The organism is Diplocloster hominis (assembly GCF_032380655.1).
Taxonomy (GTDB): Bacteria; Bacillota; Clostridia; order Lachnospirales; family Lachnospiraceae; genus Diplocloster; species Diplocloster hominis.
This window is the reverse complement of record NZ_JAWDIY010000022.1, coordinates 1-16,454: the sequence shown is the minus strand read 5'-3', so window position 1 is coordinate 16,454 and position 16,454 is coordinate 1. Positions and strand designations below refer to the sequence as shown.

The following is a 16,454-nucleotide window of genomic DNA, read 5'->3' as shown; positions in this document are numbered from 1 at the left end:
GTAACATGATCGAATTAAAGAACGTAAGCAAATCCTATTCCACCGGTTCGCCGGCTGTGAAGAACGTAAGCTTACATATCGATAAGGGGGAATTTGTGTTCGTCGTCGGCAACAGCGGTTCGGGCAAGTCGACGTTGATCAAGCTGCTGCTAAAGGAGCTTGAACCCACGGAAGGCACCATCATCGTGGGCAATAAAGTGCTGGGGGATCTGAAACGGCGTCAGATCCCAAGATACCGCAGGAATATCGGAACGGTATTCCAGGATTTCCGGCTGTTGAAGGACCGCAATGTCTATGAAAATATAGCGTTCGCGCAGCGGGTGATCGAGACACCGACCAGAAGAATCCGCAAGCAGGTACCGGCGATGCTCTCGCTGGTAGGGCTTGCGGAGAAATATAAGTCATATCCGAAGCAGCTCTCCGGAGGGGAGCAGCAGAGAGTGGCGTTAGCCAGGGCGCTGGTAAACGGTCCGGCTATTTTGTTATGTGATGAGCCCACCGGTAATCTGGACCCGAAAAATTCATGGGATATCATGCAGCTGTTAAGTGAGATCAATGAGCGCAGGGGAACCACCATTCTCGTGGTCACCCACAACCGTGAGATTGTGGATGCCATGCAGAAGAGGGTCGTAACTATGAACAAGGGCGTTATTATCAGCGACGAACAAAAAGGCGGGTATAACAATTATGAGGCTTAGTACAATTGTCTACAGTCTCAAACAGGGACTGAAAAATATATATAGAAATAAAATGTTTTCACTGGCGTCGATTGCCACGATGTCAGCCTGTATTTTTCTCTTCGGTCTTTTCTTCGCTATCGTGATGAACTTTCAGAGTATGATCAAAGATATAGAGGCCGGCGTGGCGGTTACCGTGTTTTTCAAGGAAAATGTAACGGAAGAGCAGATCCTGGAGGTAAAGGCCAAGATAGAGAAGCGGGATGAGGTTTCCAATGTGATCTATGTCTCCGCGGATGAAGCGTGGGAGATTTTTTCCAAGGACTATCTGAAAGATGCCGGGGAACTGGCGGAAGGTTTTGAACAGGACAACCCCCTTGCCAAGGCGGCTAACCTGGAAGTCTATATGAATGATGTGTCCCAGCAGAAAACGCTGGTGTCCTATATCACTTCCCTGGATGAAGTGGAGAAGGTGAACCAGTCGGAGATAACTGCCAATACCCTGAGCGATTTTAATATGCTGATCGGGTATGTGTCGGTTACCATTATCTTTATCCTGCTGGCGGTGGCGGTGTTCCTGATCAGTAATACGGTGACGATCGGCATCGCGGTCCGGAAGGAAGAAATTGCGATTATGAAATTAATCGGCGCCACAGACTTTTTTGTGCGCGCGCCGTTTGTGGTAGAAGGCCTGCTGATCGGACTGATCGGCTCAGCGATTCCTTTGGGAATCATTTACTATCTTTATAGTAAGCTGGTGGATTATGTGCAGACCCAGTTTATGACCCTTGCACGGCTGTTTGTTTTTTTGCCGGCGGAGGAAGTGTTCCACTCCCTGCTCCCGGTTGGACTGATTTTGGGAGTCGGTATCGGGTTCCTGGGTAGTTTCTTTACGATCCGTAAGCATTTGAGGGTATAGGTGTTGTCCATGACGAAGCGAATATTAGGGGTTCTGCTGTCCGGGGTACTGATAACGGCCATGGCGGCGCCCGCTTTTGCCACCTCACTTCAGGACGCGAAGAAGGAAAAAAGCGGAATAGAATCCAATATAAAAGAAGTTGAACAACAGATAAAGGATATGAAGGTGACAAAGGGAAACCTGGAGGATTACATCAAGAAGCTGGATTCCTCCCTGAACCAGATCGTCGACGATCTGGGTTCCCTGGAAGAACAGCTGACTGAGAAAGAACAGCAGATCGCGGATACACAGGAAGCCCTGGGGCTTGCAAAAGAGCAGGAGTCTGAGCAATATGAAGCGATGAAGCTGCGTATCCTGTATATGTATGAGAACAGTACCGGTTCCCCGCTGTCTATGCTTCTGGAGGCGGGCAGTATATCTGAATTGCTCAAACGGGTGGAGTATATGAGCGCCATGTCGGAGTATGACCGGAAAATGCTTGTGAAGTTTCAGGAGACTAAGGAATATATTGAAGAGACGGAAGAAAAACTGACTCAGGAAAAGGGCGAGCTGGAGGATATGAAGACTGAGGTCGAAGACCGCAAATCCAGCGTGGAGTCCGCCATCAGGAAAAAGAATGATGAAATCGAGCGTTACGAAAACGATATCGCTGACGCCGAACAGTTAAAAGAGGAATACGAGCAGGAATTAGCCCAGATGACCGCGGTTATGAAGCGGCTGGAGGAGGAAGAGAAAAAACGCCAGCAGGAATTGAGTAACAGCGGACAAACCGGGAAGACTTATGATAACGGACAATTCGCCTGGCCGTGTCCGGCCAGTACCAGAATTACCAGTGATTACGGAACCAGATATCATCCGACCCTTGGATATGAAAAATTTCATAACGGAATTGATATCGGAGCCCCTACCGGTTCAGCGATTCTGGCAGCTTATGACGGCGAGGTTGTCAGTGCCGCCTATGATTCGGTCATGGGAAATTATGTTATGATCAATCACGGCAGCGGTTTGTACACGATCTATATGCATGCTTCCGCGCTGTATGTATCCGCCGGACAGAATGTGTCCAGGGGGGAACAGATCGCGGCAGTAGGTTCTACCGGCCGATCTACCGGCCCGCATCTGCATTTTACGGTCCGGTTGAACGGTAGTTATGTCAGTCCATGGAATTATGTCAGTTAACTGAGAACAGGCAAAATTAAGAAAGGGCTGTCTTCGGACAGCTCTGCTTCGCTTATAGGAGGCAAGATGACGGAAAAAAGAGAATGGAATCAAGAGAATGGGCGGGATCGGGAGGAGGAAGTCGAGCCGGAAGATTTTCTGATGAACGAACCGAAGAGAAATTATGGTGTCTGGAAAGGCTTTTTCGGAGGAGTTTTGGCCACTTTGTGTGTCCTGGCCATCGTATTTTTTGTCAAGAGTCTGGAACCTGGGAGAGCGGGAGGACAGCCCTCGCAGACATCGGAAGTTCCGGCGGCAGAAGAGCAGCTGGATACGGATGCGATTGATCGGAAACTGGAACAGATCAAGACGCTGATCGATACCAGGTATATGGGGGATATAGATGAGGAGAAGCTCATTGAAACCTTGTATTATGGATATGTGGCGGGGCTCGGTGATCCTTATTCCGTCTACTATACAAATGAGGATTACGTTTCATTGATGGAGTCTACCACCGGCGTTTATAACGGGATCGGCATCCTGATGTCCCAGAATATGAAGACCGGAGTGATCACCGTGCTGAGAGTGTTCCGGGATTCCCCTGCCGAGGAGGTGGGACTGCAAAGAGGTGATATCCTCTACAAAGTGGCCGGACAGGATGTGACCGGTATGGACCTGCAGAGTGTAGTATCGGTTGTAAAAACCAGCAACGACGGTGTCGGTACCGTGAGTGTGGAGGTCGTCCGGGGGGATGAGACAGAACCTCTTACGTTTGATGTGGAACGCCGGGAAGTGACGGTTTCCACCGTAGAGCATGAGATGCTGGACGATGGGATCGGATATCTGCTGATCACCCAGTTTGATGATCTGGTAACCCAGAAACAGTTCCAGGAGGCTATGGAAGACCTGAGAAATCAAGGAATGACATCCCTGATTATCGATGTAAGGGATAATCCGGGCGGTGTGCTGGATTCGGTCTGCAAGACCCTGGAGCAGATCCTTCCGGCCGGACTGATCGTCTATACGGAAGATAAGTACGGCAACCGTGAGGAGTACAGCGGAGAAGGGAAAACCCCGTTAGACATTCCGCTGGTGGTCCTGGTCAACGGGAACAGTGCCAGCGCGGCAGAAATCTTTGCCGGAGCTGTAAAAGATTATGGGATCGGCACCCTGGTCGGAACCACAACCTATGGAAAGGGAATTGTGCAGAAAATCTTTGACCTGGGAGACGACACTGCGGTGAAGTTAACCGTGTCGAAATATTTTACACCAAAGGGGAATTACATTCACGAAGTGGGAATCGATCCGGATGTGGAAATTGATTTGAACGAAGATCTGAAGAAGATGGCGATCATCCCGAAGGACCAGGATAATCAGCTGCAGAAGGCTATCGAAATACTGAAAGGGCAGTGAGCAGCACATTGGTAACCGATCTGTGCGGGAAAACGCACGCAAGGAGGAAACAATGAGCAATAACAGTGGTGTGGAACGCTGCGAGTATATCCATGTACATGAAGATATCGTGGAAAAAGTGAAAAACCGGATACCGCCGGAACAGGAGCTGTATGATCTGGCTGAATTCTTTAAGGTATTTGGTGACAGCACGAGAATCAAAATCCTATATGTTTTGTTCCAGGCGGAAATGTGTGTCTGCGATATCGCACAGCTGCTTGGTATGACACAGTCGGCCATCTCACACCAGCTGCGCGTGCTAAAGCAGATGAAACTGGTGAAATTCAGGCGGGATGGAAAGACGATCTTCTATTCCCTTGCGGATGATCACATTCAGACGATCATGAACCAGGGGTTGGAGCATATAGAGGAGTAAAGGTGTTCCGCGGACATTTGGTGTGGGGGATACTGTAAGACACAGCAACAGGAAACTGTTCAGAAAAAAAGAGAAGTGAGGAGAAGAGGAGAGAATGAGTAAAACAGATTTAGTATGGGTTCTGGTGGCGTTTGCGGTCTACATGCTGGGAATGCTACTGATTGGATTTAGTTTCATGCGCAAGACTAAGAACACGGAGGATTATTTCCTTGGAGGCCGCGGCCTTGGAAAATGGGTGGCAGCCCTGTCAGCCCAGGCATCCGATATGAGCGGCTGGCTGCTGATGGGCCTTCCCGGCACAGTCTACGCGCTGGGAACGGGACAGTCCTGGATCGCTATCGGATTATTCCTGGGAACCGTATGCAACTGGCTTTTCATTTCCACCAGACTCAGACGGTATACGATACGCGCGAATAACTCGCTGACCCTGCCGGAATATTTCGAAAACCGCTTCCATGACAAGAGGAGGATTCTGCTGATCGCATCCTCCATCGTGATCGTGATCTTTTTCGTTGTCTATACGGCATCCGCGTTCGCGGCCGGCGGCAAGATGTTCAATATCGTATTTGGAGTGGACTATCGCATCGCGCTGACCATCGGTGTGGTGGTTATACTGGGATACACCTTTATGGGCGGATTTATGGCCGTGTGTACCACAGACTTTATCCAGGGGCTTTTGATGCTGGTCGGGCTGATGACGGTTCCGATTCTCTGCTATGTGTTTGTAGGACCGGCGAATCTGACCGATATCCTGGCTCAGACCAACGTGACCGGAGGTGTGGATTCCTATCTGAATATCTTCCATAACGGCGGAAAACCGTTTGGTTTCATCGATATTATATCCCAGATCGGCTGGGGACTGGGTTACTGCGGTATGCCCCATATTCTAGTCAGATTCATGGCGGTTAAGAGTGAGAAGGAACTCAAACAGTCCAGAATTATTGCGATTGTATGGGTGGCTGTCTCCCTGTTCTTTGGATGCTTTATCGGTATTATCGGAAGAGCTTATCTGTTCCCCACGATACTGGGCACGGAGACCACAGGATCAGCCGAGAATGTATTTATCAATATGATTGTGCAATTATTTACAAAAGATATCCGTATTCCGTTCATCGGCGGTATCTTCCTGTGCGGTATCCTGGCGGCGATCATGTCCACAGCGGATTCCCAGCTGCTGGTAGCGGCGTCCTCCGCGTCTGAGGATCTCTACAAAGGGGTAATCAATCCAAAGGCTAAGGATAAAAATGTCCTTTTGCTGAGCCGGATCATTGTAGTGTGCATCGCAGCCATCGCCTACTTTATAGCCTGGGACCCCAACAGTAGTATCATGGGACTGGTGTCTAACGCCTGGGCGGGCCTGGGCGCTGCCTTCGGTCCCACGGTATTAATGTCACTCTACTGGAAGCGGGCGAATCTGGGCGGCGCCATCGCGGGTATCGTCTCCGGAGGCCTGACCGTTATTATCTGGGATTACATACCGCTTGTAAACGGACAGACACTGGGAACAGTGACCGGTTTGTATTCACTGGTCATCGGCTTCGCCGTCAGCCTGGCCCTGATCGTGGTGGTCAGCCTTCTGACCAAGGCTCCTTCCACGGAAATGCTTCAGGAATTTGAGGATGTGAGAAGCGGGAAGATGGAGTTGGAATAGATTGAAGGGGCCGGAGCGGGCCGGCTCTGGGAAGTATCGATTCATAAAAGGCCTCTGCGGCTGGCGGGAGTGTATCCGGGGGAGACTGTCCGAAAACCAGGGTGCAGCCCGCCAGGTGTCCGCCCGGTACGGACTTGCCCTATGGGGGCCGGCAGGGAGAGCGGTGTCTGTGATCCCCTCTCTCACTTAAGGCTGTTACCCGGTGAAATCTAAATGAAATCGGACCGGCAGGTTTGCGGTACGTGGCTGATTCACCGTGAATGCTTGATGCATTCGCGGTTCAGCAGCCACCGAAAGACTGCATGGAACGCAGTCTTTCGCCACAAACCTGCCGGTCCGATTTCATTAAGATTTCACACGGGCGCCTTATGTGAGAGAGGGGATCACAGACACCGCTCTCCCTGCCGGCCCCCATAGGGCAAATCCGTACCGGGCGGACACCTGGCGGGCTGCACCCTGGTTTCGGACAGTCTCCCCCGGATACACTCCCGCCAGCCGCAGAGGCCTTTTATGAATCGATACTTCCCAGAGCCAGCCCGCTCCTTCTCTCATACCAGCCAAAGTTCCATGTGAGAAGGGCTGTCGGTAAATAAAAATTTGCTTCCAGATATTGATGTGAAACCTGCAAGCTTATTCCATATCTTGTATGACTTATTTCATATCCGGACAATCCCTTTAACAATTTATCTAATAAAAAATAACTCTAAAATACAAGCTGTTATATCACCTGGCTATTCAGAACATGGAACATAGCCTATTTTAAAACAGGGAGGAGGGGGCGCAGGGATGGGGGCGGACGGCCAAACTCGCGGGACCAAATCGCTTGAGGCCGGACCTTAGAACAGGTTACGCAGATGGTAAGAGAACCTCGCAGGGCCCGGAACACTGTTTGAGCCGCCTTTTGGCGAGTTTGTTCCGGGCCCTGCTAATCGGAGGTTCTCGCGCCATCGGAGTTACCTGTTCTTAGGTCCGGCCGATGCGATTTGGTCCCGCGAGTTTGGCCGTCCGCCCCCATCCCTGCGCCCCCTCCTCCCGGACCCTTAAAATCCCCCCACTCACCGAAATTGGTTCACAGCAGGATCGTATTCATAGTCGATCTCGTATAGTTTGTAGATCAAGTCCGATTTATGAATCTGAAGGGCTTGGCACATACTGGTAAGATCCGGATAGAAATCTCTTAACTGGGTGTTGATATAGCTCAATAGTATTACGGGGTCCTTGGGCAGTGTGTCGGGCAGCATGAACGTTCATTTCTCCTTATTCTGAATGTGATGCGTAGGCGGTAAGGTCATTCCCCATGGTATCGATCACGATGGTGTCTCCGGCCCGTACCTGATCGGATAAAATCAATCTGGCGGCCAGGGTTTCCACATGCTTCTGGACGAAACGCTTCAGGGGTCTGGCTCCGTATACCGGATCATAACCGTGATCCGTCACATATACCTTAGCCGCATCGGTTAAGAAAATCGTAAGCTCCCGGTCTGATAACCGGCGGTTCAGGTCATCCACCAACAGGTCGATGATACTACGGATGTTCTCCTTCGTCAATGGCTTGAACATGATGATTTCATCCAGCCGGTTCAGGAATTCGGGGCGGAAATGGGCACGAAGGTCATTCATGACCAGTTCCTCGTTTTCCGGCTGTATATTTCCTTCCTCGTCGATACCTTCCAGAAGATAGGAAGATCCGATATTGGATGTCATGATCAGAATCGTGTTTTTAAAATCCACGGTACGTCCCTGGGAATCGGTGATCCGGCCGTCGTCCAGCACTTGCAGCAGTACGTTGAACACATCCGGGTGGGCTTTCTCGATCTCGTCAAACAGGACCACGGAATAGGGTTTCCGCCGCACAGCTTCTGTCAGCTGGCCGCCTTCCTCGTAACCTACATATCCGGGAGGCGCTCCGATCAGACGGGAGACGGAATATTTTTCCATATATTCACTCATATCGATCCGCACCATATTTTGCTCGTCATCGAACAGACTGGATGCCAGAGCTTTTGCCAGCTCTGTTTTGCCGACACCGGTGGGACCCAGGAACAGGAAGGAACCAATTGGTTTGGTGGGATCTTTGATCCCGGCCTTGGATCGGATAATCGCCTCGGTCACTTTCGTCACGCCTTCCTCCTGGCCGATCACCCGCTTGTGCAGTTCCTCATCCAGATGCAGGGTTTTGCTGCGCTCGCTCTCCGTTAATTTCGCCACGGGGATTCCGGTCCAGCGGGAGATGATTTTGGCGATTTCTTCATCCGTGACGCTTTCATGGACCAGTGTTAAGTCTTTTTCTTTTACCCGCTGTTCCTCGATTTCTAACTGCTGTTTCAGCTGCGGCAGTTTTCCGTATTGTAATTCCGCAGCTTTTTCCAGATCGTAATTCCGCTGGGCAAGCTGAATCTGTTTATTTAATTCCTCAATTTCTTCTCTTAATTTGGACAGGTTATCCACGGATTTTTTCTCATTATCCCACTGGGCTTTCTTTCCCTGGAATTCTTCCCGCAGATCCGCCAGTTCCTTTTGCAGGGATTCCAGACGGTCCTGGCTTAAACGGTCGGTTTCCTTCTTAAGCGCAGCTTCCTCGATCTCCAGCTGCATTACCTTACGCTGTAATTCGTCCAGCTCCGTAGGCATGGAGTCCAGCTCGGTCTTAATCAGGGCGCAGGCCTCGTCGACCAGGTCGATGGCCTTATCCGGCAGGAAACGGTCGGATATATAGCGATGGGAGAGGGTGGCGGCGGATACCAGGGCAGCATCCGAGATCTTTACGCCATGGAATACTTCGTAGCGTTCTTTTAAACCCCGCAGAATAGATATGGTATCCTCTACTGTGGGTTCATCCACAGTTACCGGCTGGAACCTCCGCTCCAGGGCGGCGTCCTTCTCGATATATTTGCGGTATTCATCTAAGGTGGTGGCGCCGATACAGTGCAGCTCGCCTCTGGCCAGCATGGGCTTTAACATATTACCGGCGTCCATGGAACCTTCGGTCTTACCGGCCCCCACGATCGTGTGCAGCTCATCGATAAACAGGATAATCTGTCCCTCGCTTTTTTTCACTTCTTCCAGTACGGCTTTTAAACGCTCCTCAAATTCACCGCGGTATTTGGCGCCGGCCACCAGAGCGCCCATATCCAGCGCAAATAATTTTTTGTCTTTTAATCCCTCGGGGACGTCACCCCGGACGATTCTCTGGGCCAGCCCTTCCACGACGGCGGTCTTACCGACGCCGGGCTCACCGATCAGCACAGGATTGTTCTTAGTCTTACGGGAGAGGATGCGGACCACGTTCCGGATCTCTGCATCACGGCCGATCACAGGGTCTAACTGCTGATCCCTGGCCCGCTCTACCAGATCATATCCATATTTGTTTAACGTATCATAGGTAGCCTCGGGATTGTCCGTAGTCACTCTTTGATTCCCCCGGACGGTGGACAGTGCCTGAAGAAAACGGTCTCTGGTAATCCCGAATTCTTTAAAAACAGCCTTGATCTCCTGATTGGGCTGACGGATCAGAGCCAGGAAGAGATGCTCCACCGAAACATATTCATCGCCCATCTGTTTTGCCTCTTCTTCGGCTGAGAGAAGCACCTTATTCAGATTCTGCCCCACATATACATTCCCGCCGGACACCTTGACCCGTTTTTGAAGGCCTTGTTCTACCCGGTTGACGAAGTATTGCGGCTGAATCTCCATTTTCTCGATCAGCTTTAGAATCAGGCTGTCCTCCTGGGTAAGCAGGGAGTACAGCAGGTGTTCCTGTTCTATTTCCTGATTTCCATATTCATAGGCCAGTTTTTCACAGTCATTGACGGCCTGGATGGATTTTTGGGTAAATTTACTGATGTTCATATGTTTTCCTCCTTTTAGTCATTATATCTGAAATAGGTCAATTTACTCATTGAATGTCTGTTCTATAATAGATATAACAGATAAATGAAAAAAAAGCAATAGTTTTTTTCAAAATATAAGAGTCATTTAGTGGAAGTCCGTTATAGGGGTGGGTATGCCCGCCGGCGGAATGATTACTTCAATATCAGGATGTTTCTCGGTCATCCGTTTCACAAATTCTGCAGTGCTGATTGAGCTGGAGATAGGAGGAAATGCATTGTCAAAGTGATCCAGCAGCACACTCCTGGGATTCAGTTTTTCGATCACGGGGAAAGCGGCTTCTGACAGCCGGCTGTGCCCTTGAAACGGAAGGATCAGAAGGTCCGCTCCCTGCGGATAGTCCACTCCGTCTGAAAGGCCCAGGCTGCCCATTAATAATAACATTTTCCCTTCCGCCTCAATCTGATAGATCACTGTCTCACCGTTTTCCGGGAACCGGCGGTGCATTTTTGCTAAAAACAGACTGTTCTGCAGCTGCAGATAAGTCTGCGGACGAAATAACACTCCGGCTATCAGGCGCCAGTCAAACGTTATATGCTTACCCGGCAATACCGTGATCTGAATACCGCCGATGCTGATCCGCTCACCCAAAGTGATGCGGATAATATGTCCATAGCTGACACCGTAATGCTCCAGGGTGGCTGCAGGGCAGTCTGTGCAATAGATATCCGCTTGGGAAATCTTCTGAATGGCGGGGACACAGAGCAGGTGGTCGACATGGCCGTGGGTGATAAATATATGCTTTTCCTGCGCAAATGTTTCTGGCGGGTATGGGTGTTCCCCGCCGCGAAGCTGGACAAAAGGATCGAATAGTATTCTTTCTCCTCCGGCTTCCAATTCTATGGTTGCAGTCCCATACCAGGTGATCTTCATGAGTTCGGATGTTCCTTTCTATCTATTGCGGATTTTGGATCTGTCTTTTCATACTTTAATCCTGCCGGTAATAGATTGTCAAGCTTTGGGCTATGTATTACTGTCAATTACATATCACTTGACAAGTGTGTATAGAAAGGGATATAATGATTTTATCAGATAGGATTCACGTGAATCCCCATAGCTAATCCAACAGAAAAGAGGGAACAAGATGTCCGTTACCATAAAAGATATTGCCAGGATCGCGGGTGTTTCCCATACGACAGTCCTGAAGGCCCTGCACAACAAACCGAAGATCAGTCCGCAGCTGCGGGAGAAAATTTTACAGATTGCCAAAGATAACAACTATACGTTGAATACGAATGCCAGCAATCTGGCGCTTAAGACCACCAATGTGATCGGCATCGTGGTGACTGACATATCGATTCCCCTGTTTGCCGAGATGGTGAGAATGGTAGAGCGGGTGGCAGACCGGTACGGATACCGGGTGGTAGTTTCTTCCAGTGATTACGATCCGGACAGGGAGATGGAAGCGATCTGCAGGCTGCACCAGATGCGGGTAGCCGGGATTATTATCGCTCCCACCTATGAGGAGACGGAATTTGTAGATTATCTGAAAAATACGGATATCCCCTTTTTGGTATTGGGCCGTCTGGAAGGGCTGGATATCGATTATATTACCTTTGATGATTTTTCTGCGACCTACAAAGCAGCAGTCCATCTGATCAGCCAGGGACACAAAAGAATCGCGCTGGCGATCCATGGGGAAAAAAACATATACCCGTACCGGTACTGGCTGGAGGGATACCAGGCTGCGCTTTCCGAATCCGGCATCCCGTACGATGAGAAGCTCATACTGACCTGCAAAGTTACGCCGGCCGACGGATATGAAGCGGCAGGAAGGGTGCTTAGGATGGAGCGGGAGCCCACAGCCCTGATCAGCTGTTCGGACATGGTGGTTCCGGGAATATTGCGAAGGGTTTATGAAGAGGGGAAGCGGATACCGCAGGATCTCTCGCTGAGCGTCATTCAGGACGAACCGGCATTCGAATATTACATACCGAAGGTGACTGCTGTGAGATACCCGAATGAAAAACTGGGCCGGCTTTCCGCTGAGTTTCTCTTCCGTAAGATTCAGGAAGCGCAGCAGAAGAGCCAGGAAAATCTTGAAGATCAGGAGCATCTGGAAAGCCTGGAGCATCATGAAAACCTGGAGCATCTTGAAGATCAGAAGTATCCTGAAAATAAAGAGAATTCTAAAAACCAGGAGCATCCGAACCAGCAACAACAAGCGCAGCTAACCGGGATTAAGAAAGAGCTGCTGGAGGTGGAGCTGATCGAGCGGGAATCTACAGGCAGAGCTGTAGCGCAGGCAGAGCTGTAGCGCAGGCATTGACAGGGGGAATACGATGGAGAAAGAAAAAGACGTGTGGGATGCCCGCTGGATATGGGCGGCGCATCACCAATATACTGCTAACTGTTATGTCCTATTTTGCAAGACGTTCACACTGGACGCACCGGAGAAAGTGACCCGGGTATGCATAAGAAGCGCGGGTACGGAATACAAGCTGTACCTGAACGATACCTGCCTGGGACGGGGGAGCATCCCCTCCAACCATGGTAATTTTTATTACGAGGAATTCCGAATGACGGCAGAGTTAAAAAGTCTGCTGAAAAAGAAGAACCGCATCTATGCAGTCGCTTATAATTCAGGCGTAGGGCAGCACGGAAGGGAAAGTACAGGAGGCGGGTTCGCCCTGGAAGCCAGGATCGTGACGAAGGACGGCACAAAGACGATCCGGACGGATGAGACCTGGGATGCCAAAGTACCCCAGTGGTGGAACCAGGGAGCGCCGCAGATGTTCTGGACGATAGGCTTTCAGGAGGAAGTGGACCTGGCCGCGTTCGAGGAGGATATGGGCAGCCTGCGCCGGCCGGACCCGGATGACGGCTGTGACCCTTCGGGGCACCAGGGAAAAAACTGGGAAAAAGCGGTTCGCGTCTCCATGGAGAGCGCGCGTGAGATCACTCTTACACAGCGTCCCATCCCCTTGCTGACGGAACAGGAAGTGTGTGCGGTAAAACTTCTGGATGCCGGTTATTGCGTTTCGGAGGGGGCTGTAATCTCTTTTTGTAACGCAGCGGACCGCATGATCGGGGAAGGGCACAGGACATTTTCTGAAGAGGAAGCCCTTGATTTACATAAGAATGTGGGAGGGAAGAGCACGATCCGGGTGCCGCCGGGGCAGGATCCGGTGTATCTGACCTTTGATTTTGGGGCGGAGGTGGTCGGCTATCCCTGCCTGGAATTCGAGACCTCCGAGCCGGGTATCCTGTACATGGGATACAGTGAATGTCTGAACGAAGAAGGAAGGGTGGACCCCACGAGGCAGGGAATCCGCCAGGCGGACACGATCCGCTACGGGGCTGGAAAACACTGCTGGGAAATGTTTGGGAGGAGGGCGTTCCGGTACCTGCAGATTACCATAGGGAGCCGTGGGAAAGAGGTGCAGATCGGCAAGGCCGGCATCCGGCAGCTGTTCTATCCGTTTGAAAAGGAAGGGGATTTCCGGTGTGACGATGATCGGCTTAACGAGGTATACGAGATAAGCAAAAGGACGCTGGACCTGTGCATGAAGGATAATTACGAGGACTGTCCTCTGCGGGAGAAGGCACAGTATCTGGGAGATATCAAAACCGAAGCGATTATGAACTATTACGCGTTCGGAGATATGAAGCTGATAAAAAAAGCACTGATACAGTTTGCCCAGGCCCAGGAGGCGGACGGCTGGATGCAGAGCATCGCGCCGGGCAGCACCGGCCATAATATCGTGGATTACCTTCCGCTCTACATCATGACATTAAAGGACTATTACCTCTTTACCGGGGACAAAGAGACGCTGGAGGCACTGTATCCGGCGGCAGCCGGTACCCTGGAATGGCTCAGGGACCAGGAGGATGACAGAGGCTTCCTGGTCAACAGGCCGGACTGGTGGGTATTCATCGACTGGGCGGATCTGGATAAAAGAGATACGGTAACTGCGCTTCAATGTCTCTATTACCGGGCGCTGCTGGCCGCGTCTGAGATCGCCGCTGTGTGCGGCCGCATATCCGACAGAAGCGGTTACTTAGAAAAGGCGGTAAAGCTGCGGGGGAATATTAATAAATATCTGTACCAGCCGGAGAAAGGCGCCTATGTGGATTGCCTGATTACTTCTCAGAAAAAGGATGGAAACGGCGGGAAAAAGGCCCGGGGCAGATACAGCATTCAGACGAATTGCGCGGCTGTTCTCACCGGTGTGGCAGGCAGAGAGGAAAAAAAGGCGGTCAGACACTTTTTACAAAATTTCCGGGGACCGGAAGTGATTACCGGATATTTCAAGAATTATGAAATGCTTACCTACCGCATTCTGGGTATGCGGGAGAAATTCTGGAATGGCTTCCAATATTGGATACGGATGGCACAGCGGTGCGCCGGAACCTGGTGGGAGATTTTTGATGAGAAGAGGCCGGGGATACCAAACGTAAGCCTTTGCCATGGCTGGGCATCGGCGCCCCTGAATCTGCTGGCCGGCAGTGTGGCGGGGATACGGCCGCTGACACCGGGATTCAAAGATGTGCTATTGAAGCCGGATATGTATACCCTGCATGAGATCCATGTCCGGGTACCTGTGCCGGGAGGATACATAAGCTGTGACATCCGGCGTGAGGGGGAGAGGTTTTGGATTACCGGCAGCAGCCCGGAAGATATAACATTACATATTGTCTTACCTGCTCTGGAAAACGTAAATTATGACATCAGGTATGCAGATGGGGAAAATGAGAAGCAGCGAAAGATTGGAAACTATAGTTACATCCGGCTGAACGGGCGGGATCAGACTGATTTTGAGATTACCCCGGGGGACGGCAAAGTATTTAATGCAGATGACTGCGTTAAAAATAAATATCATCAAAAGGAGGATTTTTATGAAACGAAGAATGATTCAATGGATGGCACCTGTAATGGCGGTCATGATGGCGATGACAGGATGCGGGACGCAGAAAGAAACGAAGCAGTCCGACCCGCAGACGGAAACCGGACAGACCGGTACCCAGGAAAGCGCTGGCGAGAGCGCTGCCCAGGGAGAAAAGACGAAGCTGGCACTCTGGAATGTGACCGTTGACGGCGTGGATAAAGGTTACGAGGCGATTATCGACGCTTACACAGCCGCGCATCCGGATGTGGAAATCGAATTTTACTCTTATCCAGAAACTGACTACTATTCAAAATTAAAATCAGCTCTCTCCGCGGGAATCGGACCTGATATCTATTTTACAACAGGATGGAACAATTTGCAAACCTTTGTGGATTCAGGACACGCAGAGAATCTGGATGGCAAACTGGACGTCTCCGCTTTCTCAAGCGACGCTTTGGAGGTGGAAACCATCAATGGCAGCCTCTATGGCGCGCCCGGAGCCTACGCCCAGTACCTGACCGTATTCTATAATAAAGACTTGTTTGAGCAGGCGGGGGTGACGGTTCCTGCGACTTATGATGAATTCCTGAAGGCCTGCGATACCCTCAAGGCAAAAGGCATCACGCCCATCGCCATGGGCGGACAGGAAGCGACCCCTTATATGTTCGCATGGCTGGTCAGCTGCCAGGCACTGGCGCCGGATTATTTCGAGGATATCCGTTCCGGGAAAGTGGCCACATTTGCAGATGAAAGATTCACAAAAGCGATGAACGCAATGAAAGAGTGGGGGGACGCGGGCTATTATGAAGACAACTATGACGGTACCACGTATACAGCCCAGACACTTCTGTTTGCCACCGGCAACGCGGCTATGACCCTGACGGGATCATGGGGATACGCCGAGGTAATGCAGCAGAATGAAGAGATCCATATGGGCGCCTTCGCTTTCCCGGGGCCGGAAAAGACGTTCGGCGTCCGCTCCGTGGCCTCCGGCCTCTCCGTCAATACCGCAAGCCAGAATAAAGACGCTGCCATCGATTTCCTGAACTACACCTGTACCACGGAAGCGATGCAGACGATGGTAGACGCGGTAGACGGGATTCCGGTTACGGATGGGGTGACCTGTGACAATGAGGTGATGCAGGAGGTATCCAAGGCTCCGGATTATGCGGCATTCCCCAATATCGCGCTGAATATCGCCGGGACCAACAGCACGAATCCCCAGGATGTATTTACGAACAATTATCTGGATGTCATGAACGGAAAGATCGACACCAAAGCACTGGCAGATCTGATGGATCAGGCATGGGATCCGGCCGCATACGCGAAGCTCTTCCAGAAATAAGTATCCGGGCCGCAGCAAGGCAGCGCTGAAGCTGCGGCCCTTTTTATTTCATAGGAAAGTGCTCCTATGAAATAAAAAACGCTCCGCGGGGATCGCACTACGGCGGAAAGGAAGATGCCGCTTACGCGGCCCGCCGTAGGCGGAGAGTTTCGCAAGCGA

The 16,454-nt window shown here is 51.0% G+C and carries 13 protein-coding genes; 9 read left to right on the top strand and 4 right to left on the bottom strand.

Annotated features, from left to right (window positions below; translation table 11 throughout):
- Positions 1-5: 5 nt before the first annotated feature.
- From ftsE to putP, 6 genes are all read left to right on the top strand, one after another.
- A complete protein-coding gene (gene ftsE, locus ABC831_RS18235) occupies positions 6-698 on the top strand; it encodes a cell division ATP-binding protein FtsE (RefSeq protein ID WP_343249512.1) in 693 nt (230 codons plus the stop codon).
- Entirely contained in the window at positions 688-1,596 is a 909-nt protein-coding gene (gene ftsX / locus ABC831_RS18230; protein WP_343249511.1) for a permease-like cell division protein FtsX, read from the top strand. The genes ftsE and ftsX overlap by 11 nt, the downstream gene beginning before the upstream one ends.
- Positions 1,597-1,605: 9 nt before the next feature.
- Positions 1,606-2,775, top strand: a complete 1,170-nt coding sequence (locus ABC831_RS18225) for a murein hydrolase activator EnvC family protein (RefSeq protein ID WP_343249510.1) — start codon at positions 1,606-1,608, stop codon at positions 2,773-2,775.
- Between the two features lie 66 nt (positions 2,776-2,841).
- Positions 2,842-4,167: a S41 family peptidase gene (locus tag ABC831_RS18220; RefSeq protein WP_343249509.1), complete on the top strand. Its 1,326-nt coding sequence runs from the start codon at positions 2,842-2,844 to the stop codon at positions 4,165-4,167.
- A gap of 52 nt (positions 4,168-4,219) precedes the next feature.
- The gene (locus ABC831_RS18215; RefSeq protein ID WP_343249508.1) at positions 4,220-4,582 is read left to right on the top strand and encodes an ArsR/SmtB family transcription factor; all 363 of its coding nucleotides are present in this window, start codon (positions 4,220-4,222) and stop codon (positions 4,580-4,582) included.
- Positions 4,583-4,676: 94 nt separating this feature from the next.
- Positions 4,677-6,233, top strand: coding sequence for a sodium/proline symporter PutP (gene putP, locus ABC831_RS18210; protein WP_343249507.1), 1,557 nt, complete (start codon positions 4,677-4,679; stop codon positions 6,231-6,233).
- Between the two features lie 366 nt (positions 6,234-6,599).
- Here the strand turns inward: putP and ABC831_RS18205 are convergent, their stop codons facing one another.
- The 4 genes from ABC831_RS18205 to ABC831_RS18190 all read right to left on the bottom strand — a co-directional run bounded on the left by ABC831_RS18205 (position 6,600) and on the right by ABC831_RS18190 (position 10,994).
- The gene (locus ABC831_RS18205; protein ID WP_343249506.1) at positions 6,600-6,785 is read right to left on the bottom strand and encodes a hypothetical protein; all 186 of its coding nucleotides are present in this window, start codon (positions 6,783-6,785) and stop codon (positions 6,600-6,602) included.
- 503 nt (positions 6,786-7,288) lie between these two features.
- Positions 7,289-7,474, bottom strand: a complete 186-nt coding sequence (locus ABC831_RS18200) for a DUF4250 domain-containing protein (RefSeq protein WP_343249505.1) — start codon at positions 7,472-7,474, stop codon at positions 7,289-7,291.
- Between the two features lie 16 nt (positions 7,475-7,490).
- On the bottom strand, positions 7,491-10,082 hold the full coding sequence (gene clpB, locus ABC831_RS18195) for an ATP-dependent chaperone ClpB (protein WP_343249504.1): 2,592 nt from the start codon (positions 10,080-10,082) through the stop codon (positions 7,491-7,493).
- Positions 10,083-10,208: 126 nt separating this feature from the next.
- Positions 10,209-10,994, bottom strand: a complete 786-nt coding sequence (locus tag ABC831_RS18190; protein ID WP_343249503.1) for an MBL fold metallo-hydrolase — start codon at positions 10,992-10,994, stop codon at positions 10,209-10,211.
- Positions 10,995-11,205: 211 nt separating this feature from the next.
- Here ABC831_RS18190 and ABC831_RS18185 point away from each other — a divergent pair, with 211 nt between their 5' ends.
- The 3 genes from ABC831_RS18185 to ABC831_RS18175 are packed head-to-tail and all read left to right on the top strand — an operon-like array spanning position 11,206 to position 16,295.
- The gene (locus tag ABC831_RS18185; protein WP_343249502.1) at positions 11,206-12,378 is read left to right on the top strand and encodes a LacI family DNA-binding transcriptional regulator; all 1,173 of its coding nucleotides are present in this window, start codon (positions 11,206-11,208) and stop codon (positions 12,376-12,378) included.
- Positions 12,379-12,403: 25 nt separating this feature from the next.
- Complete coding sequence (locus tag ABC831_RS18180) at positions 12,404-15,157, top strand: family 78 glycoside hydrolase catalytic domain (RefSeq protein ID WP_343249501.1); 2,754 nt, start codon at positions 12,404-12,406, stop codon at positions 15,155-15,157.
- On the top strand, positions 15,147-16,295 hold the full coding sequence (locus tag ABC831_RS18175) for an ABC transporter substrate-binding protein (protein ID WP_343249573.1): 1,149 nt from the start codon (positions 15,147-15,149) through the stop codon (positions 16,293-16,295). The genes ABC831_RS18180 and ABC831_RS18175 overlap by 11 nt, the downstream gene beginning before the upstream one ends.
- Positions 16,296-16,454: the final 159 nt, after the last annotated feature.